Genomic DNA, 21,241 nt, shown 5'->3' with positions numbered 1-21,241 from the left:
CCGTATCAATCTTGCGCACGTTTATAGACTTACCTTGCTCTCGCTCCTAGCCTTCTTGCGTCCGCTCACCCCACGAGCCCTAAGGACGCACGCCTGTGACTTCCTCTCCCCAAGGCAGACCCCTGCGCCGCGGCGTAGCCGCATCCGTGTCATTGGCTCTCGCCGCGGCCGGCACGGTCGCGGCGGTGGCACTCGCCCCCCACGCGGTCGCGGCGGGAGTGCCCGCCCCCTCCCCTGTCGGGATCTCCGGCCGGGGCGCCGACGTTCCGTTCAAGGAACAGGAGGCCGAGTACGCCGCCACCAACGGCACCCTCATCGGGCCGGACCGCCTGTACGGCCATCTCCCCTCCGAGGCGTCCGGCCGTCAGGCGGTGACGCTGGACGCGGCCGGCGAGTACGTCGAGTTCACACTGACCGCACCGGCCAACGCCATGTCGTTCCGCTACTCGCTGCCGGACAACGCCGCCGGCACGGGGCGTGACGCGAGCCTCGACCTGAAGGTGAACGGGAACCAGCTCAAGAGCGTCCCGGTGACCTCCAAGTACGGCTGGTACTACGGCGGTTACCCCTTCAACAACAACCCCGGCGACACCAACCCGCACCACTTCTACGACGAGACCCGCACCACGTTCGGCTCCACGCTGCCGGTCGGCAGCAAGGTGCGCCTGCAGGTCTCCTCCACGAGCGCCGCACCGACGTTCACCATCGACCTCGCCGACTTCGAGCAGGTGGGCGCGGCGATCGGCAAGCCCTCCGGCGCTCTGGACGTGGTGAGCGACTTCGGCGCGGACCCGACCGGTACGGCGGATTCCACCGCCAAGATCCAGGCCGCGGTCGACGCGGGCAAGGCGCAGGGCAAGACCGTGTACATCCCGCAGGGCACCTTCCAGGTACGCGATCACATCGTCGTCGACCAGGTGACGCTGGCCGGGGCGGGCCCCTGGTACAGCGTGCTGACAGGGCGTGACCCGTCGAACCGGTCGAAGGCCGTCGGCGTGTACGGCAAGTACGCCGCTCAGGGCGGCAGCAGGAACGTCGACCTCAAGGACTTCGCCGTCATCGGCGACATCCGGGAACGTGAGGACAACGACCAGGTCAACGCCATCGGCGGCGCGATGTCCGACTCGACGGTCGACAACGTGTGGATGCAGCACACCAAATGCGGGGCCTGGATGGACGGGCCGATGGACAACTTCACCATCAAGAACAGCCGCATCCTGGATCAGACCGCCGACGGCGTGAACTTCCACGTGGGCGTCACCAACTCCACCGTCACCGACACCTTCGTACGGAACACGGGTGACGACGGGCTCGCGATGTGGGCGGAGAGCGTCCCGAACGTCAGGAACAAGTTCACCTTCAACACGGTGGTCCTGCCGATCCTCGCGAACAACATCGTCACGTACGGCGGCAGGGACATCACCCTCTCCGACAACGTCATGTCGGACACCATCACCAACGGCGGCGGCCTGCACGTCGCGAACCGCTATCCCGGGGTCAACTCCGGCCAGGGCACCGCCGTGTCCGGCACCACCACGGCCGCCCGCAACACCCTGATACGGACCGGGAACAGCGACTACAACTGGCAGTTCGGGGTCGGCGCGGTCTGGTTCAGCGGCCTCAACGAACCCCTGGACGCGACCGTCAACATCACCGACAGCGAGATCCTGGACAGTTCCTATGCCGCGATCATGAACATCGAGGGAGCGACGAAGGGGCTGCACTTCGACCATGTACGGATCGACGGGGCAGGCACCTACGCACTCCAGATCCAGGCACCCGGGTCGGCGTCGTTCAGCAACGTCACGGCGACGAACATCGGCCAGTCCAACCCGATCCACAACTGCGTCGGTTCCGGCTTCGCGATCACCCGTGGCGCGGGCAACAGCGGCTGGTACGCCGACCCACCGGTCTGCACCGGTACCTGGCCGGACCCGAAGTGGACCAACGGCGGAGTGCCGGGCGGGGGCACCCCGCCGCCCACCGATCCGCCCACCGATCCTCCGACCGATCCGCCGACCGATCCGCCGACCGACCCCACCGTGAACCTCGCCAGGAACCGGCCGGTCACCGAGACGAGCCACACCGACGTCTACCCCGCCTCCAAGGCCGTGGACGGCAACGCCGACACCTACTGGGAGAGCGCCAACAACGCCTTCCCGCAGTCCGTCACCGTCGACCTCGGCGCCGCCAAGGCGGTCAAGCGGGTCGTCCTCAAGCTGCCCCCGGCGTCCGCCTGGGCCACACGTACCCAGACTCTGAGCGTCCAGGGGAGCACCGACAACACCACGTTCACCACGCTCAAGCCGTCGGCCGGCTACACGTTCAACCCGGCGAGCGGCAACACCGCGACCCTCACCCTGTCCGGCACCCCCACCCGCTATCTGCGGGTCACCATCACGGGCAACACAGGCTGGCCCGCGGGACAGTTGTCCGAACTCGAGGCCTACACCGGCTGAGAGCGGCTCCGTCCCCCACCTTCCTGGCGGTCCTGTTCCGGAACTCTGACCCGGGGCAGGGCCGCCAGTGCCTCGAACGAGTCGCGGGACGGTCGACCGCCCCGGCTGTCAACGGCGTCGCAGGGACGGGTCGAGGAGCGCGGGCGGAGTGTCGTACTTCTCGTGGGCGGCGAGGTCGGTACCGGGGGCGACGATCGCGTCGATCGCGTCGAGCACGTCGGCGGAGAGCACAGTGTCGGCGGCGTCGAGTTGCGCCCGCAGGTGGGCCTCCGTGCGGGGGCCGATGAGCGCGCTCGTCACGGCGGGATGCGCCGTCACGAATCCGAGGGCGAGCTGGATCAGGGTCAGGCCGGCTCCGTCGGCCACTTCGGCCAGTCGCTCGACGGCGGCGAGCCTGGCCAGGTTGGCGGGCACGGTGGTGTCGAAGCGCTGCGGCATGAACGTCGAGCGGCTCGTGGTGATGTCCCGGCCCTCGCGGACCGCGCCCGACAGCCAGCCCGAGGCCAGCGGACTCCACACCAGCACACCGAGCCCGTACTCCTCGGTGACGGGCAGCACGTGGGTCTCGATCCCCCGCTGCAGGATCGAGTAGCTGGGCTGTTCGGTGACGTACCGGCTCAAGTGGTGTTCGCGTGCGGCCCATTGAGCCTGCACGAGTCGGTGGGCGGGAAAGGTGGACGAGCCGAAGTAGCGGATCTTTCCCGCGCGTTGCAGGTCGGTCAGGGCCGACAGCGTCTCCTCGTCACTGGTGTTCGGGTCCCATCGATGGATCTGGTAGAGATCGACATGGTCGACACCGAGCCGGCGCAGGCTGTTGTCCAGCTCGGTGACCAGCCAGCGGCGCGAGCCGCCCCGATGGTTCCGCTCGTCGCCCATGGGCATGCCCGCCTTCGTGGCCAGCACGATGTCGTCGCGTCGGCCGGCGATGGCTTTGCCGACCATCTCCTCCGACTCGCCGTCGCTGTACCTGTCGGCGGTGTCGATCAGGTTGATCCCGCCTTCGAGGGCGGCATCGACGATGGCGGTGGCCTCGTCCTGGGTGGTGCGCCCGATCGCGCCGAAGTTCATCGCGCCGAGCGCGAGGGAGCTGACCTGTACGCCGGTGCTGCCCAAGGTGCGGTACTGCATGATCCTGTCGCCTCCATTGCGGGTGAAGCGTGGTGGTGGACGGATTGGTCGCCGGGTTCCCGGTCTGCCATCATGAACAAACGGAACACCGTCCCGTTTGACGATACGGAACACTGTCCCACTTAACAAGCCGATACGGAACACCGTCCCGTTCGGCGGTTCGATCACGGAGGGAAGGGTGCGATGAGCGCCAGCGACGAGACCGCGGGGCAGGCGGCCCGGCCGAAACGAGCCGACGCCCGGCGCAATCAGGAGACGCTGCTCGACGCGGCCGCCTCGATCTTCGCCACGTCAGGCGTGGAGGCACCCGTACGCGATGTCGCGGCCGAGGCCGGTGTCGGGACGGCCACGATCTACCGCCACTTCCCGACGCGAGCGGATCTCGTCGTCGCCGTCTACCGGCACCAGGTCGAGGCCTGCGCCGAGGCGGGACCGGCCCTGCTGAGGGACTGCGCGTCCCCCCATGCCGCGCTGGCGCGATGGATCGACCTGTTCGTCGACTTCCTCGTGACCAAACACGGACTGGCCGCCGTCCTCCAGCCCGACAACACCGCCTTCGAGGCCTTGCACACCTATTTCCTCGACCAGCTCCTCCCGGTGTGCGCCCAGCTCCTCGACGCCGCGGCCGGGTCCGGCGAGATCCGCCCCGGCCTGAGCGCCTACGAGCTGATGCGCGGCGTCGGCAACCTCTGCATCGGCGCCGACAACGACCCCCGCTATGACGCGCGGCGACTGGTCGAACTCCTCATCGCGGGCCTGCGCCGAGCCCACTGATCCCCCTCCGTCGCCGGAGCCCGAGCCGGGCAGGCCGCTCCCGGCCGACCCGGTCCGCTCAGTCGGGGAGGCCGAGCGCTCCCGCCGCCTGGATCGCCAGCCAGACCTCGGCCAGGGCACCCGTCGACGTCAGATCCCGGTCGGCGAGCGCGCCGAACCGGCGCAGCCGGTGGGCGAGGGTGTTGGGGTGGATGTGGAGCGCCGCCGCAGCCGTCTCGGTGCGGCGGTCGCGCTCCATCCAGGTGCGGGCGGAGACCAGCAGCTGCGAGCCATGGGGCGCGTAGGCCGGACCCTCGAGGTGGTGGACCCCAGCACCGGCGACGTCTACGCGACCTCCCCGCTCTCGGGGGCGTCCCCGTCTGGCGCGACGCGACCCCGTCCGTGTGGCAGCGCGCGCTGCTGAAGATCGCCGACGCGATGGAGGCGCGGGCCGAAGAGCTGGTCGCCGCGGAGAGCCGGGACACCGGCGAGCCGCTGCATCTCACCCGCAGCGAGGAACTCGCCCCCGCGATCGACCAGGTCCGCTTCTTCGCGGGCGCGGCCCGGATGCTGGAGGGCCGCTCGGCCGGCGAGTACATGGACGGGATGACCTCGATCATCCGCCGCGAGCCGGTCGGTGTGTGCGCCCAGGTCGCGCCGTGGAACTACCCCCTGCTGATGGCCGTGTGGAAGTTCGCCCCGGCCCTCGCGGCGGGCAATGCCGTGGTCCTCAAGCCCTCGGACACCACCCCGGCCTCCACCCTGCTGATGGCCGAGATCATTGCGGATGTCGAAGGACCTCGACTTCGGCTGCGTGTGGATGAACACCCACATGGCACTCGTCGCCGAGATGCCGCACGGCGGGTTCGAGAAGTCCGGCTACGGCAAGGACCTCTCCGCGTACGGCTTCGAGGACTACACCCGGATCAAGCACGTCATGACGTCGCTCTGAGGGACCGCTCCACCGCGGTAGTCACTCTCGGGTGATGGTGTCGGGCAGGCCCGCGGGCCAGCCCGACCGTGCGTCACGGCCCGTCAGCCGTGCGAGACGTTCAGCCCGTAGAACGCGACGCGCGCGCCCTTCGTCGTGCTGTCGGAGGACGACTGGTTGTACGAGCCGGCCTTGAAGTACTGCTTGTACGGGAAGAACGACGACGGAATCGGGTAGTGCGTGGTGCTGCCGTTGACCGTCAGATCGATGGTGTTGCCGCCGGAGACGGCGATCGTGTACGTCCACGTCTTGCCGACCGCCACATGCCCCACCGTGTGGGGTGTCTGTCCGCCCGACGGCGAGTTCTCGGTGCCGACGACGATGTCACCGCTGGAGCGGTAGTACAGCTCCACCAGCGGTTTGGTGGACGATCCGCCGGAGCCGAGGTGGATCTGTCCGACGCACACGTTGGAGGTGACCGACACCACCCGCAGTGTCGCGCTCAGCCGGTGACTGCCGCTCAGCGACCAGTTCGCCGCGCTGCCACTGCGGTTCATCTCCCGCAGTTCGGAGCGGGCGTAGGAGGAGTTCGGTGTCGTGACGCCCTTCTCGGGCGCCCAGAAGGTCATCGCGCCGTCGCGGGTGTCGGTGTAGAAGTACGCGTCCTGGTAGCCGTTCGCCCCCTGCAGCCTGGAAGAGGAGATGGTGGTGGGCGAGCCCGGGGAGCCCACGGGCTCCTGCAGTTGCCAGACGGACAGGTCGAAGTTGCCACCGGGCGCGACGTCCGGATCGGCGGCGCCCGCGCCACCGGTGCCCAGGACGGTCGCCGCGACGACGACGCCCGCGACGGTGGCCGCCGTCAGAAGCCTGGAACGGGTCATGTTGACGTCCTTCACTGATCGTGGGGGATGGAAGGCGTTCCGCGGGTCCGGTGTGAACCGGTCCGCCCGGTGACGGTGACGACCCTCTCGCCGACTGTCCGGAGCAGACGGCAAGGGAAGGCACTGTTCATGTCATTGTTCATGTGGGTGAACAACGAGTTCACCTATGAACCCGCGCGTGCCGTGACGGTAAAGGTCTGAACCAGCTCCGTCAAGAGGTCGCGCGCCAGGCGGCCCTGGAATCAAGGGACTTGGGCCGGTCGAGGCGGATCTCGCACGTCCGCTGCCGTCGACGCCTTCGGTCACGAGGAACGCGGAATACCCGCCTCGCGCAGCAGGTGCCGCACCACACCGTCCTCGTCGTTCGCCGCGGTGACCGCGGTGGCGCGGGCGAGCACATCCGGGTGCGCATTGGCGGGCGCCACCCGACGGTCGGCGACGGAGAACATCGGCAGGTCGTTGAGGTGGTCGCCGTACACGGTGAGGCGCGCGTCCGCCATCCCGACGGCCTCAGCCAAGTTCCGTACGCCACACCCCTTCTCGGCCTCCGGATGCGCCACCTGCACCTCCGACCAGCCGGGCACGTACCGGTTCGCGGCGGCGAGCACCGCCGCACTCCCGTGCAGGGCCTTCTCCAGTTCGGCCACGGTCCGCTCGGCCCGGTGGTCCGGCACGAAGGCGATGACCGCGGCGGTGTGTTCGGCGTGCACGACATCCCGGATGTCGGCGCAGGGCCGCAGCCGGGGGTCGCCGTACGCGCGCTTCTCGTCGATGTACCAGGTGGCCGCGGGGTTCAGTCCCGTGCCGAAGTGGACGTGGTCGGCGGCGCCGTCCCAGGTGGTGAGGACCGCCTGGGTGCCCAGCGCCTCCAGCGTGTCGATCGCGACCAGCGCGGCGGCGGCGTCGAGCGTGCGGTGCGCGAGGTGACGACCGGTGGCGAGGTCGGTGAGAAAGGCGCCGTTGAGTTCGACGACCGGCAGGCGCAGCCTCACCCCGGCGAGCAGTGTCCCCATGGCGGCGGCGCTGCGCGCGCTGGCGACGGTCAACGCGAGCCCGGCGTCCAGGAGTTGGTTGAGACCGTCGCGCGCGAACGAGCTGAGCGTGGCGTCGGAACGCAGCAGCGTGCCGTCGAGATCGCAGACGTGCAGGTCGCCACGGCCGTCCTGGCCGGCGGTCCGGTCCTCGGGGGCGGCGAGCCGGGTCAGCCGTCCGGCCAGGACCTGGCCTCCGAGAGGTTCACCATCCGCCGGCACACCGCTTTCACCGAGGACCGCACGATCCTGTTCCAACAGACTCCCCCATCACCGTGACTTCCCCGCGACCGTACCGACCCAGGACACGGGAGCCTCCGAGCTCCATGACCAGGCCTTCGACCACCACCCCGGTGCGCGAACTCGGCCAGAAACCGTCACGTGCCCCGGTCCGCCCCATAGTCTGTACATCATGATCGATTCGTACAACCGTAAGAGCGACACCGAGGTCGCGACGACGGCGGCACGTTCCGGCGCGGAGGTGGTACGCGGCCTGTACGGCCGACGGCTCGCCCGCGTCGACAAGGGCGGCGGGGACTTCGCCACCACGGCCGACGTGCTGGCGGAGAAGGCGATCCTGGGCGTCCTGCGTGCCGCGCGCCCCGACGACGCGGTGCTCGGCGAAGAGGGCGGGCAGCAAGGAGCCGCCGGGGCCGCTCGCCGGTGGCTGGTCGATCCCTTGTGCGGCACCCTGAACTACGCCGTCGGCAGCATGCTGGTAGCGGTCAACGTGGCTCTGCGCAACGGGGTGGCGGCGGTGGCCGACCCGTTCGGCGATGAGGTCTTCTTCACCGACGGCGAGGCAGCCTGGGTCCGGCACGGCGGGGTCGACACGCGCCTCGCGCCCACGCCCGCCAGTCAGTTGGTCGACGTGAACCTGGACCCGCCGTTTCCGAACGCGCCCGGATTCCGAGCCGTGGACCTGCTCGCCCACCCCGGGTTCGTGGAGCGGTTCAGACCGCGGGTGGTCTCCACGACGCTGGCGTTGGCCTGGGTCGCGGCAGGCAGGCGCGCCGCGTACGTGACCGACGGCGGCGACCTGTCCGGAAGCGTGCATTTCGCCGCCGGTATCGCCTTGTGCCGGGCCGCCGGCTGCGTGGTCACGGGGATCGACGGTGCCCCGATCGGCGAGAACGGCCGCGGGCTCGTGGCGGCCGCCGACGCCGAGACCCACGATCTGCTGATGACGATGATCCGCGCCCAGAACTGACCGAGCCCCTGGAGTCGGCCGACTCGCGGCGTCCGCCCTGTGTAGCCTGAAACACGTGTATACGACGCGAATCTCGCGACGGGTGAACGCCTCGCGAGCAGAGGTCTACCGGGCACTGCTGGACGCGAACGCCGTCGCGAAGTGGCGGGTACCGACCGGTATGCGCAGCGAGGTCCATGCGTTCGAGCCCCACGAGGGTGGTGCGTTCCGGGTCTCGCTCAGCTATGAAGCACCGAACGGAACCGGCAAGTCGGAGGCGCACACCGACACCTACCACGGCCGTTTCGTGGAGCTCGTCCCGGATGAACGCGTGGTCGAGGTCGTCGAGTTCGAGACGGCCGATCCCGGGCTCCGCGGAGAGATGACCATGACCACGGAGCTGACCGAGGTGGACGGCGTAACCGAGGTCCTCATCGTGCACGAGGGAGTCCCGGACGCGGTGCCCGCCGCCGACAACGAGACCGGAACGCGCATGGCGTTGGACAACCTGGCCCGGCTGGTCGAGTCGAAGCAGGACGAGGGGGCGTGAGGTCGACGACTCCGTCAGGCCCCGAGCGGAGCTTCAAGGTCGTCCCGCAGGATCGAATCTGCCCGGTCCGGGCGGTACCGGTCCGGTCCCTTCCTTCCAGGGATGCTCGGAAGCGCGGGCACGGGTGCGACCGACGAGCCCGAGCAGGAAGCCCGCCGGGATGGTGACCAACCCGGGTGTCTGGAGCGGGAACCAGTGGAAGTCGTCGTCGGGGAAGACCGCGATGGAGGTGCCCGACACCGCGGGGGATCCGGTCAGCAGCAGCACGATCAGCGGAAGGGTCCCGTAGACGGTCCAGCGCACGCCGGTGGCGGAGTGGCCGGGCAGGAAGAGCGCGTACAGCAGGACCGGGGCGAGCACCGAGGCCGCGACGGTGAACGACAACGAGATCAGCGTCAGTCTGCCGCGGTCCCCGAGCTTCGCCGCCAGGACGACGGCGACGGCTCCGACCAGGACGATGGCCAGCCGTGCCCGGCGTATCTCCCCGGCCGCCGAGCGGCCCCCGGTTCCGTGGGCGGGCCGGCCGCCGAAGTCGCGGGCCAGGCTGGAGGCGGCGGCCAGGGTGATGCCCGCGACCGCGGCGAGGGTGGTCGCGAAGACGGCGCAGGCGACGATCGCGAACAGCATGCTGTGCCGGGCACCGCCGGCGACCGGGTCGAGAGCGCCCGTCACCAGCAGAAGTGCGGTCGCTCCCCCGGGGTCGGCGGCCCGCAGCAGGTCCCGCCCGATGAGGGCGCAGGCACCCAGCCCGGCCACCACGACTCCGGCGCACACCACCGCGACGGGGCCCACCGCCCAGCCGACGGCGCGCCGCGCGGTGCGGGCGTCCCGGACCGGGTACAGCCTCATGGTGATGTGCGGCAGACACGCGGCGCCGACCAGGAGCGTGGCCTCGAAGCCGATCAGGTCGAGGCGCCCGGCGACGGAGTGGCCGAAGTGGAGTCCGGGGGTCACATAGTCGCCGCCCGCTCCGGAGCGCTCCCGGGCGGCGTCGAAGAGGGCCGGTGGTGACCATCCGTACCGGGCGAGGACGATCCCGGCGAGCAGCAGCATGGCGGTGAGGGCCACACCGACCTTCAGGATCTGTACGTATCCGATGCCGCGCATCCCTCCGAACGCGGCGTAGCAGACCATCAGGGCGCCTCCGGCGACGGTGCACCCGGTGAGCGCGCCGTCGGGGAGCCCGAACATGGCCGCCATGATGCGACCGGCCGTGGAGAGCTGCACCAGGAGCAACGGAGAGAGGACGACGAGCGTGGCGACGCCGAGGGCCCGGCGTACGGAGGGGGCGCCCAGCCGGTCGGCGAGGAAGTCCCCCAGGGTGAACACGCCCGCGCGGCGCAGGGGTTCACCGAGGATCCGCATGACCAGATAGAGCGAGACGATGGTGGCGCAGGCGAAGAGGATGCCGTCCACCCCGTCGAGGGCGACCGCTCCCGTGGTACTGAGCAGGGTGGCCGCGGAGATGTAGTCACCGGCGATGGCGAGCCCGCCTCCGACCGGTCCGAAGGCCGCGCTGCCGCCCGCGTAAAAATGCTCGGGGTCGTCCAGGTCGGCCGCCGCCAGCCCGCACAGCAGCAGGGACACGGCGACGAACCCGAGGAAGACCACGACGGCGAGCGACTGTCCGTCGGCGGCGCTCACGCGTGGCGCTCCGATGTCGCTGGTGCGTGCAGTCCTGTCGGTGCGCCCGGGACCGGAGGTGAGGGAGATACGGGAGACATGCCGGGCATGGCATCAGCCGCCCCGCGCCGGGTACAGGGGCCGACGCGTTCGGGAGGCGGTTGCACAGCGCTACGGGGGCGGACTTGTGCGGCAGCACAAGCCCGGCACGCCTCCGTGAATCGACCCCAACACCATGGTCCGCCGGGGGAACTGGCGCGGGCATCACCCCCGAGCCCTCCCCCGTGTGGGAGGAGTACGTCCCGAACGCCGGCACTCAGCCCGGCGCCCTCACGGCCCGGACGGCCCCCGTTCGGACTGTTGGAGGCGCGTAGCAACGGACCGTCTCAGGCCTGGGCGACGGACCGCCTCAGGCCCGGGCGACGGACCGTCTCAAGGAAGGATCGAGTCGACGTATCCGCCGTCGACCCGCACCGCGCCCCCGGTCGTCGCCGACGCCTGTTCCGAGCTGAGGTACACGACGAGGTTGGCGATCTCCTCGGGTTCGATCAGCCTCTGCAGGAGGGACTGGGGGCGGTATTCGCGCATGAAGGCGCGCTGCGCCTCGCCCCAGGGCAGGTCGCGGTCCACGAGTTCATAGACGAACTCCTCGACGCCACCGGTGTGCGTGGGGCCCGCGATGACGGAGTTGACGGTGACGCCCGTACCCGCGGCCGCCTTGGCGAATCCCCTGCTCACGGCCAGCAGGGCCGTCTTGGACATGCCGTAGTGGATCATCTCCGCCGGGATGGCCACCGCCGAGTCGCTGGCGATGTACTGGACGCGTCCGAATCCCCGGTCCGTCATGCCGGGCAGGTAGAGACGGGTGAGACGGACGGCGGCGAGCACGTTGATCTCGAAGTAGCGCCGCCATTCGTCATCGCTGATCTCCAGGGCCGGCCTGGCCCCGAAGATCCCCAGGTTGTTGACCAGGATGTCCACCTCGGGGAGGGCCTCCAGGGCACGGGCGGCGCCCTCCTCGGTGCCGACGTCGGCGGTCACGGCCACCAGGTCCGCCTGGGGCGCCTCGGCCCGGGCGCGTCCGACGGCCTCCTCGACCCGGCGCGCGTCCCGCCCGTTGACACCGACGCGGGCGCCGGCCCGGGCGAGCCCCAGCACGATCGCCGCGCCGATTCCCTGTGTCGAGCCGGTGACGAGTGCGGTCCGTCCTGCAAGATTCAGCTCCATCAGCGCACTCCATTGCCGTCGTGGAGAGTCGGGGCACCTCACTCGTCCCCGTCCGATCATCACGGACGGCCCGGACATCGGCATGGCGGACGGGAGGGGCACGCGCACCGTGGCGGCCCGGCCACCGCGTTGATCCATCGGAATGATTCACCGGCGCGGCGGAGTGAAGGATGGGACGGTACGCCCCGCATCGACGGCGCCCGGACCTCGCGGTCACTAGCGTTGCCGCTTGTGTCGATGAGCTATGCCTTTGTGAACCTGAAACCCGGAGTGGGCAAGACGACGAGCGCGGTGTGGTTGGCCCACGCGCTGCACGAGTCGGGCTTCTCACCCCTGCTGGTGGACAGTGACCCCGCTTCCTCGGCGCTGCGGTGGAGCGAGTTGGCGGGAGGCTTTCCGTTCCCGGTGTTCTCCCTTCCGGTCGGTGACGTGCACCGGCGCGTGAACGACTTCCTCGGCGACCGGCGGGCCGTCGTGTTCGACGCGCCGCAGATGGAGGACCACGCCCACATCGCCCGGGGCGTCATGCGGTACGCGAGCGAGTGGATCGTTCCGGTCACCCCGTCCCCCATCGAACTGGACCGGATGGCGCCCATCGGCGGCGAGATGGGCGACGTACAGTCCCTGCGGGCTCTGCCGGCCCGCGCCGCTGTGCTGCTGAACCGTACGAACCGTCCCGACGCGACGCGGACCGGTCCCGACGCCGACGCCCGCGAGGCGCTCACCGAGCGCGGCTTCGACGTACTGTCCACCCACATTCCGCGACTCGACCTGTACTCCCAGTCGTTCGGCAGCCCTGTCGAGGTCAAGGGATCGGCGTACATGGATCTCGCGGACGAGCTCATCAAGCGTCAGGACACGATGTGAATCAGCGCAGGGACACCTACCGAGCCGCCTTGCAGCGGGAGCCGGACCCCGCAGCACCGCGCCATGCCAAGGTCGCGCGGCTGCACACGCGATACGTCCGCGTGACGATCGAGTTCGACCCCGCGTTGCCGCGCGAGCTGACCCGGTGGGTGGGACCACCCGTGTCCGCGGTCCTGCGCGTCGGCGCGGCCGTGCTGCGCCCGCTGACGGGCACCACGTAGGCACGTCGACGCCCGCCCGGGGGCGCTGGGAGCCCGCCGAGGACCCATCGAGGACCCGCCCGGCGAGCGAGGCACAGGACGGCCGCGAGATCGGGCGGCCTGTTCGGCGCATCGCCCGGCCGGGCGAGGGGCATCGACAGATGACCGCCCCGGCCCCCGCCCCACCGGTTTGCCCTCCCCCGTCGGTGGTCCTACGATGGCGGGCAGATATTTTAGCTCGCGAGGTAAATCTTCTCGCCTCGCCACTCAGAGGAGACTCATGAGCGGTCTGCATGGAACGCACGACCTGGGCCACACCGTCGCCGGATGGGCCGGAACCGCCATCGCGGTGATCGGTTTCTGTGTCGCGGGTGCCGCCATGACGAGGGGCTCGACACCGGGTCTCGTGGTCGGCGCGGCTGTCATCACCGTCGCCGCGGCGGCCACCTGGGTGCTGCATCTGTGCGGCTGGGGCAAGCCGAGCGGGCCCCGGTCCGTCCGTGAGCAGAACTGGCGCGTCAGGGACCAGGCAGCCGCCCAGGGTCACCCCGACTGCCTCGGCTGCCGCATCGCCGGACGAACAGGCGCCCGCCGCGCCGCCGCCGCGTCCGGGAGCAGGCCGCTGCCGTCCGCGCGTACACCCAGAGAGAGCGCGCCGACCCGCCTCCGGTCAGCCGTGCCGGCCGAGGCTTCAGCGGTACGGAGCGAGGGCTGGGGCGGGGGCGGGGACGAGCGCTGAGTCCGCCCGGACACTCAGTCCCGTGCGGGTGACGGGCCCTCGGCCCGGGCGGCTTCGCGCAGGTCGTCCAGGCTCTCCTGCATCGCCGTCCTGGCCTTGGCGAACCAGTCCGCCAGTACCGCGACCTCGTCGCGGGTGAAGTCGGCGAACAGCAGGCGCAGACGCTCGTAGAAGGGGCCGTAGACCTCGAGGATGCGCGCCTGGGCGGACTCGTCCATCACGACCCAGACCCGTCGACGGTCCGTCAGGTCACTCTCCCTGCGGACGAAACGAGCCTTCTCCAAACGGTTGAGCACACCGGTGACAGCGCCCGTGCTCAACCGGGCTCGCGCGGCGAGATCGCTCGCGCCCAGGGACTCACCGGCCAAGGACGCCTCGATCACGAACCCGAGACAGGTCAGGTCGGTGATGTTGAGCCCGAGCCGTCCGGCGATGTCCTGCTGCCCGAACTGCGCCAGCGCGATCAGGCGGTCCATCTCGTACAACGCCTGCTCAGCGGTCGCCTCGGGACGCGCCTTGCCCTCCATGCATCACCCATGACCCATGACATCACCACGCCAAGCCGAATCGGACGGGACAAACCCTAACGTTCATCCGCCCGGGCCACCGACCAGGCCGCCCGTACCGACGAGCGCGGGTGTACGAGGACGGGGACGCTCCAGGCAGGTGGTCGGGCCCGGACAGGGCGGCACCACAGCCGTTCGGTCCGTTCGGTCCGTTCGGCGACCCCACTGCGCGCGAGGTGCCGCGGTCTGCCGACACTCAAGCCATCATGGCGCCCCGACCTATTGATTCTGGGTGAACGCCGCACGGTACGCGCTGGGCGTGAGCCCTGTCCTTCTCGACAGGTGCTGGCGCAGAGAGTCCGTGGTGGCGAGGCCACTCAGCTGGGCAACCCGGCCCATCGGCAGGTCCGTTGTCTCCAGGAGTTCCTGCGCCCTGATCACACGCTGGTGGAGAAGCCACTGCAGCGGGCTCAGGCCTGTTTCGTCGTGGAACCTGCGAGTCAGCGTGCGGACGCTGGTCGTCGCGTGAGCGGCGAGGTCGGCACGGGTGAGCGGTTCATGCAGGCGATCGAGCGCCCATGTCCGGGTCGCGGCCAGTGAGGTGCCCGTCTCGGGCGGCAGAGGGGTCGCGATGAACTGTGCCTGCCCGCCGGGCCGCACCGGCGCCGCCACCACCAGTCTGGCGACGGCGTTGGCCGCCGCGGCGCCGTAGTCGGAACGGACCAGGTGCAGGCACAGGTCGATGCCGGCGGACAGCCCCGCGGAGGTCAGGACGTTGCCGTCCTCCACGTAGAGCACATCGGGCCGCAGCCGGACCGAGGGGAAGCGGGCGGAGAACTCCTCGGACTTGGCCCAGTAGGTGGTGGCGCTGCGGCCGTCGAGCAGCCCGGCTCGGGCGAGGACGAACGCTCCTGTGCAGATCGAGGCGATGCGTTTACCCGCGGCTGACGCGTGGCGCAGCGTCGCGAGAAGACGCGGTTCGATGTCGTCGCGGGCACCGGTTCCGGTCACGATGACGGTGTCGGCGTCGTCGACGGCCTCCAGCCCGTGCCGGACGGTGACCTCCATGCTGCTGGTGGCGACGGGACCGGGGTGGGCGGTACAGATGCGCACCTGATAGCCGGGGCGGCCGTCGATGGTCGTCTCGCCGAGGACGAGCTCAGGAATCGACAGGTCGAAGGTGGTGGCAGGGGGCACGGCGACGACGGCGACCTGACGCATGGCCCGAACCTCCGGGTGTTTGGCATTCGGGCCACTACCCTACGGATCAGCCGTGGCGGAGGGTAGGGGCGTTGGGGCGGACCGGTCCCAGCCTGTCGACCAGGGAGTGGACACGTGTCCTTGTACGTCATCGTCGGAGCCGGAGCCACGGGATCGGCCGCCGCACGGCTGTTGGCGGACGCCGGAGAGCAGGTCCGGCTCGTCACCCGCCGGGGCAGCGGGCCTGCGCACCATCGGATCGACCGGGTGACCGCCGACGCCACCGATACCGCGCGGCTGATCGAACTGACCCGCGGAGCGGCGGCCCTGTTCAACTGCGCCATGCCGGCCTACGACCGATGGCCGTCCGAGTTCCCACCGCTGGCCGCCTCGTTGCTGGCCGCAGCGGAACGTGGCGGAGCGGACTACGTCATGCTCGGGAACGCCTATGGTTACGGACCCGTTGACGGGCCCTCCACCGAGGACCTTCCCATGGCGCCCACCAGCGTCAAGGGCCGCGTCCGGGCCCAGATGTGGCACGACGCACTCGCCGCCCACGAGGAGGGCCGGGTGCGGGTGACCGAGGTCCGGGCCAGCGACTACCTCGGTGCGGGCGCGTACTCGCCGTTCACGCTCATGGTGGGGGCACAGGTGCTGACCGGTGCGCCCGTCTCGTACCCGGGAGACCTCGACGCCCCGCACAGCTGGACATACACCGCCGACGCAGCCCGGACGCTGATCGCCGCCGCCCGGAACGAGAAATCCTGGGGCCGGGCCTGGCACGTTCCGTCCACCTCCCGGATGCCGGTCCGCGAGCTGGCCGCACACCTGGCCCTGGCAGCCGCCGTGCCCAGCCCCGAGCTGACGCACATGCCGAAGACCGAGTTGGAGGAGATCGGACGGACCGATTCAGTCATGGCGGAGTTCCCGGAGATGCTGTACCTGTACGACCGTCCCAGCATCCTCGATGCGTCGTTCACCGCGGAGGCCTTGAACATCGCGCCGACGCCGCTCGATACGGTCCTCGACGAGATGGCGGGGGAGCACGGCCGGCCCGAGGCCTGCAAGCACCCTTCTGACGGTCGGTCAGGCACTCGAAACTGCTGAGTCCCAGGTCAGGAATGAAGGTCCCGGGGTCAGCCGACCCGTCCGCCTCGGCGAGCACCCGCGCATCCCCAGCCGGCCGCCACGGACGTCAGCACCTCGCGGACGGTGCGCACCCTCGCCGGAGGGGAGGCGGAGATGCGGGCTGCCGCCAACCGCCTGGCCCCGCCCGGCACTGCGCGTGACCTGACGAAGGCTCAGGTATCCATCGGGTGGCCGCCGTCGCCCTCGACCACGACCCGGTCGACGCCGGGCTCGTCGGCCCGTTCGACCATCGTCAGGTCGATCTCCCCGTCGCCGGTGGTGTCGAACTGGTAGAGATCGGCCTTGCCGTCACCCGTGGTGTCGGTCATCCATACGTCGGTCCTGCCGTCACCGTTGGTGTCGGCGCTGAGGACGACGTGATGCTCGTCCCCCTGGGTCTCGACCACTTCTTCCGTGCCGTCATTCGTCTCCATGACGGCCGGTTGCCCCCGTCGACCCGTCCAAAACTACGACCCCTCGCGGCCTGGCAGGACAGGCTCAGGCTCCAGGGCGGGCCCAGGAGGCCCGAGAACGGCCGGCCCCGGAGGCCCGAGAACGGCTGAACGCTCAGGCCAGGAACCGCGTCAGCACATCGTTGAGTTCGACCGGTTCCTCCGTGGGGAGGGAGTGGTGGGACGCGTTCGGAAGGAGAGTGACGGTCGCCCCGGGCATGAGCCGCCGGGCCTCGGCGGCCACGCGCCGCACCTGGTGAGCGCGGCTGCGACCGGCGAGGAGTACCAGCGCCGGAACGGCGCAGGCCGTCAGGTCTTCCGGCTTCGGGCGTCGCATGGCGACGACCTTCGACCGGTGGGCGGTGGCGGCGCTGCCCAGGAACGCCTGCCAGGCAGGATTCTCCGGCGTACGGCTCGTTTCCCACCGGTGGAAGGCTGCCGCCCGTTCGGCGCTGGGTCTGAGCAGCATCGGCAGCGCGCGACCGAGGTATCCGAGGCTCATCCCGGCGAAGCAGTTGGTGGGGTCCAGCAACGCGAGGCGGCCGAGCCGGTGGGGTGCGTGCAGCGCGTAGTTCAGGGCGATCCAGGCTCCGTAGGAGTGGCCGCACAGGTGCGCGCCGTCCAGGCGCAGCTCGTCGAAGAGGGCGTCGAGCCACGCCATCAGGTCATCGGCACCGCGCAGTGGCGCCCCGTCGTGGACGCTGCGGCCGATGTCGCCCATCAGGTCAGGCGCGTAGACCCGGCAGGCGGCGGCCAAGGGCCCGACGTTGGCGAACCACACGACCGAGGTGGTGCCCCCGCCGGGCAGCAGCACGAGCGGGGTGCCGTTCTTCGGGCCGGTGATGTGGACCCGGGTGCTGCCGTAGGGAGACGGCACATCGACACTCTCGACCTCGACGGGCCACTGGCGCAGGACGGTGTCGTACGCCGTCCGGAATCCTGCCTCGCCATCCATGATCGCCGCCCTATGATTGCTCGACCAACGATAGTCTCGATGGTCGAGATAATATCATCGGGAGGAACACCATGGACGATCGGAACCCGGACCTGCACCTGGTCCATCTGTTGCGAGCCGTCACCGTGGAACTCGATCTCTTCGCGGCCGAGTTCGCCGGCCTCCATGGCCTGCACCCCACCGATGTGCGCGCGCTGATCCACCTCCTGGACGCCGGCCGGGCCGACACGCCCGCCACCCCCGGATGGCTCGGCGCGCAACTGGGAGTGAACTCGGCGTCGACCACAGCCCTGATCGACCGGCTGGAGGGCCTGGAGCTCGTCCGCCGGGAACGGGACACCCGCGACCGCCGGCGGGTCCTGCTCACCGTCACGGACAAGGCCGTCGCCCTGGGCTGGTCCTTCTTCGGTCCGTTGATCGACGAGATGGTCGCGTCGATGCGCACCTTCGACGAGGAGGACCTGGCCACGGTGCGGCGTTTTCTGCTGGCCATGCGTGACGTCGCCGCCACCGGGCGACGGAACCAGAGGGACGGCTCCGGCGGGCAGTGACATGCCGACAAGGCGCACGTGGCGGCCGACGAGGTGCCCGTGACTGCGGACGGGGTGCCCGCAGGCTGTCGGCAGACCGGTCGCGCCTCGCGGCCCTGCTCGCAGCGGTACGTCGCCGCACCCTGGCCACCGACCGGTGCTTCTCCCGTAGGGCAGGATGGGTGTCATGACCGAGATCCGCACCCCCCGCCTCCTCCTCCGCCGCTGGTACGACGACGACCTCGCCCCCATGGCGGACATCAACGCGGACCCCCAGGTCATGCGCTGGATCGACGACGGGTCGGTGCGTGACCTGGACGACACGGCCGAGGACATCGAGCGGTGGGAAGAGGAATGGGACGAGGAAGGCTTCGGCCTCTTCGCCGTGGAGCTGCTGGGCTCGGGTGAGATGGCCGGCTTCGCGGGACTGTCCGTACCGGAGTACCTGCCGGAGGTCCTGCCCGCCGTGGCGATCAGCTGGCGGTTCGGCTCACAGTTCTGGGGCCAGGGCTACGCGTCCGAAGCCGCCCACGCCACCCTGGAGTTCGCGCTCCAGGACCGCGGACTCGACCGTGTCATCAGCATCAACCGGATGGGCAACGAGGCCTCGGAGAACATCGTCCGCAAGCTCGGCATGAAGCCGGAGAGCGAGACGACGCACCCTGTGTACGGCTTCCCGCTGAGCATCCACGCCATCGATCTGACCGAGTTCCAGGCGTGACGCCCGCCGCCCGAAGCTGACCAGCACTGCCGTCACCTCTGCCCGGGTGATGACGGCAGGGACTGCGGGAGGGACTGCGGGAGGGACTGCGGGAGGGACTGCGGGAGGACGCCGCCGAGCACTTCACCTGGCTGGCGGGTTTCCTCGGCCTCGACAGCCCGGCGTCCAGCGCGGCGACCCGCGAACTGCTGGGGTGGCGGCCGGATCAGCCGGGTCCGATCGAGGACCTGGACAAGGGCCACTCCTCCCGAGCCGAACAGCAGTAGTCGGCCGCGTCTCCCGGCCGGGCGGGGACGGCGAGGCACCGTCCGGCAGCCGACCCCGCGTCAACTCCGCGGGGCAGGCTCTTGACGGCGATATGCCGCCTGCCGGGTTCCGTCCGGGCGGAACCGGGGCACAGTGGCCGACATGCCTCTCTCGCTGCATCACATCGTCATCGACGCTCACGACCTCCCCGCCCTGGCCCGGTTCTGGGCCGAGGTGCTCCGCTGGCGGATCCTGTCCGAGCGGGAGCGGGAGGTCGTGATCGGGCCGGACGAGACGGCCCCGGTGGGCATCTGCTTCATGCCGGTGACGGACCACAAGGTCGTCAAGAACCGCCTGCACCTCGATCTGACGTCCGCGGCCGAGGACAGGGAGGCGGAGATCGAGCGCATCCTCGCACTCGGCGCCCGCAGAGCGGACGTCGGGCAGGGCGGCGACGAGTCTTGGACCGTGCTGGCCGATCCGGAGGGGAACGAGTTCTGCGTGGTCCGCCCGAAGGCGACCCTCATCCGCTAGGACCCTTCGACGACAGTCACCGCTCTCCCGACTCACGCGACGGGGTACTCTCCGACGCGGGCTGTCGGACCAGGTAGACGGCCGCGATGGAGACCAGCACGGCCATGCAGGCGATGAACACGAGCCCGGCGCCTTCCAGACCGATCGGACGCACCAGCACGCCCACGCCGATCACCGGCAGTGAGATGCCCGTGTAGGCGACGACGAAGAGGGTGGAGATCACCGCGGCGCGCTGGTGCTCGGGAGACGCCTGCGCCACGGTGGCCAGCGCCCCGCGAAAGGCCAGCCCCTGGCCGCCTCCGCCGACGATCGCGCTCAGCACCACCAGTGCCAGCAGGTCCCAGCGCAACGCGCCCGCGAGCAGCGCGAGCCCGGCGAGGAGGGCGAAGCAGCCCAGCGGCAGTGACCGCCGCACGCCGACCCGGCCGACGGCGAGCTGACCACCGGTCGAGGCGAAGAAGGCGAGGGCGACGATCAGCCCGCTCACCGCGTGGCTGTGCACGTCCAGGGACTCGGTGAGGAACGCCGGGCTGACCGACGTGAACACGCCGAACAGGGCGAACCCCACGAACGCGGCGATCGCGGGCGGCCCGAACACCGGACGCACCTCCGGGGGCAGGCCGGGCCGCTGTGGTCGTACCGTGCTCAGCGGTCGGCGTTCCCCCACGGTCTCCGGGAGCCGCAGCAGGACGGCGGCCGAGCAGGCCACCAGGACGAGGTGGACGACGAACGGCAGATACAGCGGCCAGGGCGCGTACTGTGCGAGCAGCCCGGCGAGCAGGGGGCCGCAGCCCAGCCCGCCCATATTGGCGGCCGTCGCCACGAAGGTGGCCCGGGCGGCGCCGCCCCGGGGTGCCAGTTCCATCACGTACGCGGTGGCGGCCCCGGTGAAGAGACCGGCGGACAGCCCCGACAGCAGCCGACCCGCGTACAGCCAGCCCAGTCCGGTGGCGCAGAGGAAGCAGACAGCGCTCGCGGCCGCGAATCCGAGGCCCCACAGCAGCACCGGACGCCTGCCCACCGAGTCCGAGGCGTTGCCCGCCAGCAACAGCACGCCGATGACCCCGAAGGCGTACACGGCGTACACGACGGTGACCATCAGCTCGGAGAATCCGAACTTCTCCTGGTAGAGGCCGTAGAGAGGGGTGGGCAGCGTGGTGCCGGCCATGCATACGGCGAACACCGCCCCGCTGAGCAAGCATGGGCGCCACCCTCGGCGATCACCGTCCATGCCGCCGACAGTAACGTCGTACGCCGCCGTGGTCCGCCCCGACGTGCCGCGACGGGAGGCCCTGCGCGTGCTCGCGATCCGGTACGCCGGAACGTCCGGTCCCCCGCCCGTGGGTGACGGACGGGGCACGGTCCGCCCTCCTGTACCGGGAGGGCGGACC

The 21,241-nt window shown here is 70.4% G+C and carries 22 protein-coding genes and 1 pseudogene; 12 read left to right on the top strand and 11 right to left on the bottom strand.

Going from position 1 to position 21,241, the window contains the following annotated elements; genetic code table 11:
• Nucleotides 1–95: 95 nt before the first annotated feature.
• Nucleotides 96–2,459 (top strand): discoidin domain-containing protein, encoded by a 2,364-nt coding sequence (locus ACFWBT_RS16350; protein WP_385700459.1) that lies wholly within the window; start codon nucleotides 96–98, stop codon nucleotides 2,457–2,459.
• A gap of 108 nt (nucleotides 2,460–2,567) precedes the next feature.
• On the opposite strand, the gene ACFWBT_RS16345 is transcribed toward ACFWBT_RS16350, so the two are convergent.
• Nucleotides 2,568–3,587, bottom strand: a complete 1,020-nt coding sequence (locus ACFWBT_RS16345) for an aldo/keto reductase (protein ID WP_385700457.1) — start codon at nucleotides 3,585–3,587, stop codon at nucleotides 2,568–2,570.
• A 183-nt stretch (nucleotides 3,588–3,770) separates the two neighbouring features.
• On the opposite strand from ACFWBT_RS16345, the gene ACFWBT_RS16340 reads away from it, so the two are divergent.
• Entirely contained in the window at nucleotides 3,771–4,361 is a 591-nt protein-coding gene (locus ACFWBT_RS16340; RefSeq protein WP_385700455.1) for a TetR/AcrR family transcriptional regulator, read from the top strand.
• Nucleotides 4,362–4,419: 58 nt separating this feature from the next.
• On the opposite strand, the gene ACFWBT_RS16335 is transcribed toward ACFWBT_RS16340, so the two are convergent.
• Nucleotides 4,420–4,620, bottom strand: a complete 201-nt coding sequence (locus ACFWBT_RS16335) for a helix-turn-helix domain-containing protein (protein ID WP_385700513.1) — start codon at nucleotides 4,618–4,620, stop codon at nucleotides 4,420–4,422.
• A gap of 12 nt (nucleotides 4,621–4,632) precedes the next feature.
• On the opposite strand from ACFWBT_RS16335, the pseudogene ACFWBT_RS16330 reads away from it, so the two are divergent.
• A pseudogene (locus ACFWBT_RS16330) lies at nucleotides 4,633–5,292 on the top strand (aldehyde dehydrogenase family protein).
• An 83-nt stretch (nucleotides 5,293–5,375) separates the two neighbouring features.
• Here the strand turns inward: ACFWBT_RS16330 and ACFWBT_RS16325 are convergent.
• Both ACFWBT_RS16325 and ACFWBT_RS16320 read right to left on the bottom strand, forming a co-directional pair.
• Nucleotides 5,376–6,152 (bottom strand): polysaccharide lyase family 7 protein, encoded by a 777-nt coding sequence (locus ACFWBT_RS16325; protein WP_385700453.1) that lies wholly within the window; start codon nucleotides 6,150–6,152, stop codon nucleotides 5,376–5,378.
• A gap of 302 nt (nucleotides 6,153–6,454) precedes the next feature.
• The gene (locus tag ACFWBT_RS16320; RefSeq protein ID WP_385700450.1) at nucleotides 6,455–7,441 is read right to left on the bottom strand and encodes an HAD hydrolase family protein; all 987 of its coding nucleotides are present in this window, start codon (nucleotides 7,439–7,441) and stop codon (nucleotides 6,455–6,457) included.
• Between the two features lie 154 nt (nucleotides 7,442–7,595).
• On the opposite strand from ACFWBT_RS16320, the gene ACFWBT_RS16315 reads away from it, so the two are divergent.
• Both ACFWBT_RS16315 and ACFWBT_RS16310 read left to right on the top strand, forming a co-directional pair.
• Complete coding sequence (locus ACFWBT_RS16315) at nucleotides 7,596–8,393, top strand: inositol monophosphatase family protein (protein ID WP_385700447.1); 798 nt, start codon at nucleotides 7,596–7,598, stop codon at nucleotides 8,391–8,393.
• A gap of 55 nt (nucleotides 8,394–8,448) precedes the next feature.
• Nucleotides 8,449–8,922 carry an SRPBCC domain-containing protein gene (locus ACFWBT_RS16310; RefSeq protein ID WP_385700444.1) on the top strand — a complete coding sequence of 158 codons (474 nt, stop codon included), beginning with the start codon at nucleotides 8,449–8,451 and terminating at the stop codon, nucleotides 8,920–8,922.
• 33 nt (nucleotides 8,923–8,955) lie between these two features.
• Here the strand turns inward: ACFWBT_RS16310 and ACFWBT_RS16305 are convergent, their stop codons facing one another.
• Both ACFWBT_RS16305 and ACFWBT_RS16300 read right to left on the bottom strand, forming a co-directional pair.
• Entirely contained in the window at nucleotides 8,956–10,566 is a 1,611-nt protein-coding gene (locus ACFWBT_RS16305; RefSeq protein WP_385700441.1) for a cation acetate symporter, read from the bottom strand.
• Between the two features lie 411 nt (nucleotides 10,567–10,977).
• Nucleotides 10,978–11,772: an SDR family NAD(P)-dependent oxidoreductase gene (locus ACFWBT_RS16300; protein ID WP_385700439.1), complete on the bottom strand. Its 795-nt coding sequence runs from the start codon at nucleotides 11,770–11,772 to the stop codon at nucleotides 10,978–10,980.
• 237 nt (nucleotides 11,773–12,009) lie between these two features.
• Here ACFWBT_RS16300 and ACFWBT_RS16295 point away from each other — a divergent pair, with 237 nt between their 5' ends.
• From ACFWBT_RS16295 to ACFWBT_RS16285, 3 genes are all read left to right on the top strand, one after another.
• Nucleotides 12,010–12,639 carry an AAA family ATPase gene (locus ACFWBT_RS16295; protein WP_385700436.1) on the top strand — a complete coding sequence of 210 codons (630 nt, stop codon included), beginning with the start codon at nucleotides 12,010–12,012 and terminating at the stop codon, nucleotides 12,637–12,639.
• Entirely contained in the window at nucleotides 12,636–12,860 is a 225-nt protein-coding gene (locus ACFWBT_RS16290; protein WP_385700434.1) for a hypothetical protein, read from the top strand. The genes ACFWBT_RS16295 and ACFWBT_RS16290 overlap by 4 nt, the downstream gene beginning before the upstream one ends.
• 259 nt (nucleotides 12,861–13,119) lie before the next feature.
• On the top strand, nucleotides 13,120–13,578 hold the full coding sequence (locus ACFWBT_RS16285; RefSeq protein ID WP_385700431.1) for an HGxxPAAW family protein: 459 nt from the start codon (nucleotides 13,120–13,122) through the stop codon (nucleotides 13,576–13,578).
• A gap of 14 nt (nucleotides 13,579–13,592) precedes the next feature.
• On the opposite strand, the gene ACFWBT_RS16280 is transcribed toward ACFWBT_RS16285, so the two are convergent.
• On the bottom strand, nucleotides 13,593–14,105 hold the full coding sequence (locus ACFWBT_RS16280; protein ID WP_385700428.1) for a MarR family transcriptional regulator: 513 nt from the start codon (nucleotides 14,103–14,105) through the stop codon (nucleotides 13,593–13,595).
• A gap of 258 nt (nucleotides 14,106–14,363) precedes the next feature.
• Complete coding sequence (locus ACFWBT_RS16275) at nucleotides 14,364–15,305, bottom strand: GlxA family transcriptional regulator (RefSeq protein ID WP_385700425.1); 942 nt, start codon at nucleotides 15,303–15,305, stop codon at nucleotides 14,364–14,366.
• A gap of 114 nt (nucleotides 15,306–15,419) precedes the next feature.
• Between ACFWBT_RS16275 and ACFWBT_RS16270 the strand changes: the two genes are divergently transcribed.
• Nucleotides 15,420–16,391, top strand: a complete 972-nt coding sequence (locus ACFWBT_RS16270; protein ID WP_385700423.1) for an NAD-dependent epimerase/dehydratase family protein — start codon at nucleotides 15,420–15,422, stop codon at nucleotides 16,389–16,391.
• 194 nt (nucleotides 16,392–16,585) lie between these two features.
• On the opposite strand, the gene ACFWBT_RS16265 is transcribed toward ACFWBT_RS16270, so the two are convergent.
• Nucleotides 16,586–16,846, bottom strand: coding sequence for a hypothetical protein (locus ACFWBT_RS16265; protein WP_266764715.1), 261 nt, complete (start codon nucleotides 16,844–16,846; stop codon nucleotides 16,586–16,588).
• 133 nt (nucleotides 16,847–16,979) lie between these two features.
• On the bottom strand, nucleotides 16,980–17,819 hold the full coding sequence (locus ACFWBT_RS16260; RefSeq protein WP_385700420.1) for an alpha/beta fold hydrolase: 840 nt from the start codon (nucleotides 17,817–17,819) through the stop codon (nucleotides 16,980–16,982).
• Nucleotides 17,820–17,890: 71 nt separating this feature from the next.
• Between ACFWBT_RS16260 and ACFWBT_RS16255 the strand changes: the two genes are divergently transcribed.
• From ACFWBT_RS16255 to ACFWBT_RS16245, 3 genes are all read left to right on the top strand, one after another.
• Complete coding sequence (locus tag ACFWBT_RS16255; protein ID WP_385700417.1) at nucleotides 17,891–18,370, top strand: MarR family winged helix-turn-helix transcriptional regulator; 480 nt, start codon at nucleotides 17,891–17,893, stop codon at nucleotides 18,368–18,370.
• 166 nt (nucleotides 18,371–18,536) lie between these two features.
• Nucleotides 18,537–19,070, top strand: coding sequence for a GNAT family N-acetyltransferase (locus tag ACFWBT_RS16250; RefSeq protein WP_385700415.1), 534 nt, complete (start codon nucleotides 18,537–18,539; stop codon nucleotides 19,068–19,070).
• Between the two features lie 408 nt (nucleotides 19,071–19,478).
• On the top strand, nucleotides 19,479–19,850 hold the full coding sequence (locus ACFWBT_RS16245) for a VOC family protein (protein ID WP_385700412.1): 372 nt from the start codon (nucleotides 19,479–19,481) through the stop codon (nucleotides 19,848–19,850).
• 16 nt (nucleotides 19,851–19,866) lie between these two features.
• On the opposite strand, the gene ACFWBT_RS16240 is transcribed toward ACFWBT_RS16245, so the two are convergent.
• The gene (locus tag ACFWBT_RS16240; RefSeq protein ID WP_385700410.1) at nucleotides 19,867–21,081 is read right to left on the bottom strand and encodes an MFS transporter; all 1,215 of its coding nucleotides are present in this window, start codon (nucleotides 21,079–21,081) and stop codon (nucleotides 19,867–19,869) included.
• Nucleotides 21,082–21,241: the final 160 nt, after the last annotated feature.

The sequence above is a fragment of the Streptomyces sp. NPDC060027 genome, from assembly GCF_042737005.1.
Classification (GTDB): Bacteria; Actinomycetota; Actinomycetes; order Streptomycetales; family Streptomycetaceae; genus Streptomyces.
Note: the sequence above shows the minus strand (reverse complement) of the source record. Positions and strands in the feature narration are given on the sequence as shown.

Coding starts and splice junctions, on each gene's coding strand:
- ACFWBT_RS16345 (WP_385700457.1), bottom strand. CDS start 3,587: ATGCAGTACCGCACCTTGGGCAGCACCGGCGTACAGGTCAGCTCCCTC.
- ACFWBT_RS16340 (WP_385700455.1), top strand. CDS start 3,771: ATGAGCGCCAGCGACGAGACCGCGGGGCAGGCGGCCCGGCCGAAACGA.
- ACFWBT_RS16325 (WP_385700453.1), bottom strand. CDS start 6,152: ATGACCCGTTCCAGGCTTCTGACGGCGGCCACCGTCGCGGGCGTCGTC.
- ACFWBT_RS16315 (WP_385700447.1), top strand. CDS start 7,596: ATGATCGATTCGTACAACCGTAAGAGCGACACCGAGGTCGCGACGACG.
- ACFWBT_RS16300 (WP_385700439.1), bottom strand. CDS start 11,772: ATGGAGCTGAATCTTGCAGGACGGACCGCACTCGTCACCGGCTCGACA.
- ACFWBT_RS16295 (WP_385700436.1), top strand. CDS start 12,010: ATGAGCTATGCCTTTGTGAACCTGAAACCCGGAGTGGGCAAGACGACG.
- ACFWBT_RS16285 (WP_385700431.1), top strand. CDS start 13,120: ATGAGCGGTCTGCATGGAACGCACGACCTGGGCCACACCGTCGCCGGA.
- ACFWBT_RS16280 (WP_385700428.1), bottom strand. CDS start 14,105: ATGGAGGGCAAGGCGCGTCCCGAGGCGACCGCTGAGCAGGCGTTGTAC.
- ACFWBT_RS16275 (WP_385700425.1), bottom strand. CDS start 15,305: ATGCGTCAGGTCGCCGTCGTCGCCGTGCCCCCTGCCACCACCTTCGAC.
- ACFWBT_RS16265 (WP_266764715.1), bottom strand. CDS start 16,846: ATGGAGACGAATGACGGCACGGAAGAAGTGGTCGAGACCCAGGGGGAC.
- ACFWBT_RS16260 (WP_385700420.1), bottom strand. CDS start 17,819: ATGGATGGCGAGGCAGGATTCCGGACGGCGTACGACACCGTCCTGCGC.
- ACFWBT_RS16255 (WP_385700417.1), top strand. CDS start 17,891: ATGGACGATCGGAACCCGGACCTGCACCTGGTCCATCTGTTGCGAGCC.
- ACFWBT_RS16250 (WP_385700415.1), top strand. CDS start 18,537: ATGACCGAGATCCGCACCCCCCGCCTCCTCCTCCGCCGCTGGTACGAC.
- ACFWBT_RS16245 (WP_385700412.1), top strand. CDS start 19,479: ATGCCTCTCTCGCTGCATCACATCGTCATCGACGCTCACGACCTCCCC.
- ACFWBT_RS16240 (WP_385700410.1), bottom strand. CDS start 21,081: ATGGACGGTGATCGCCGAGGGTGGCGCCCATGCTTGCTCAGCGGGGCG.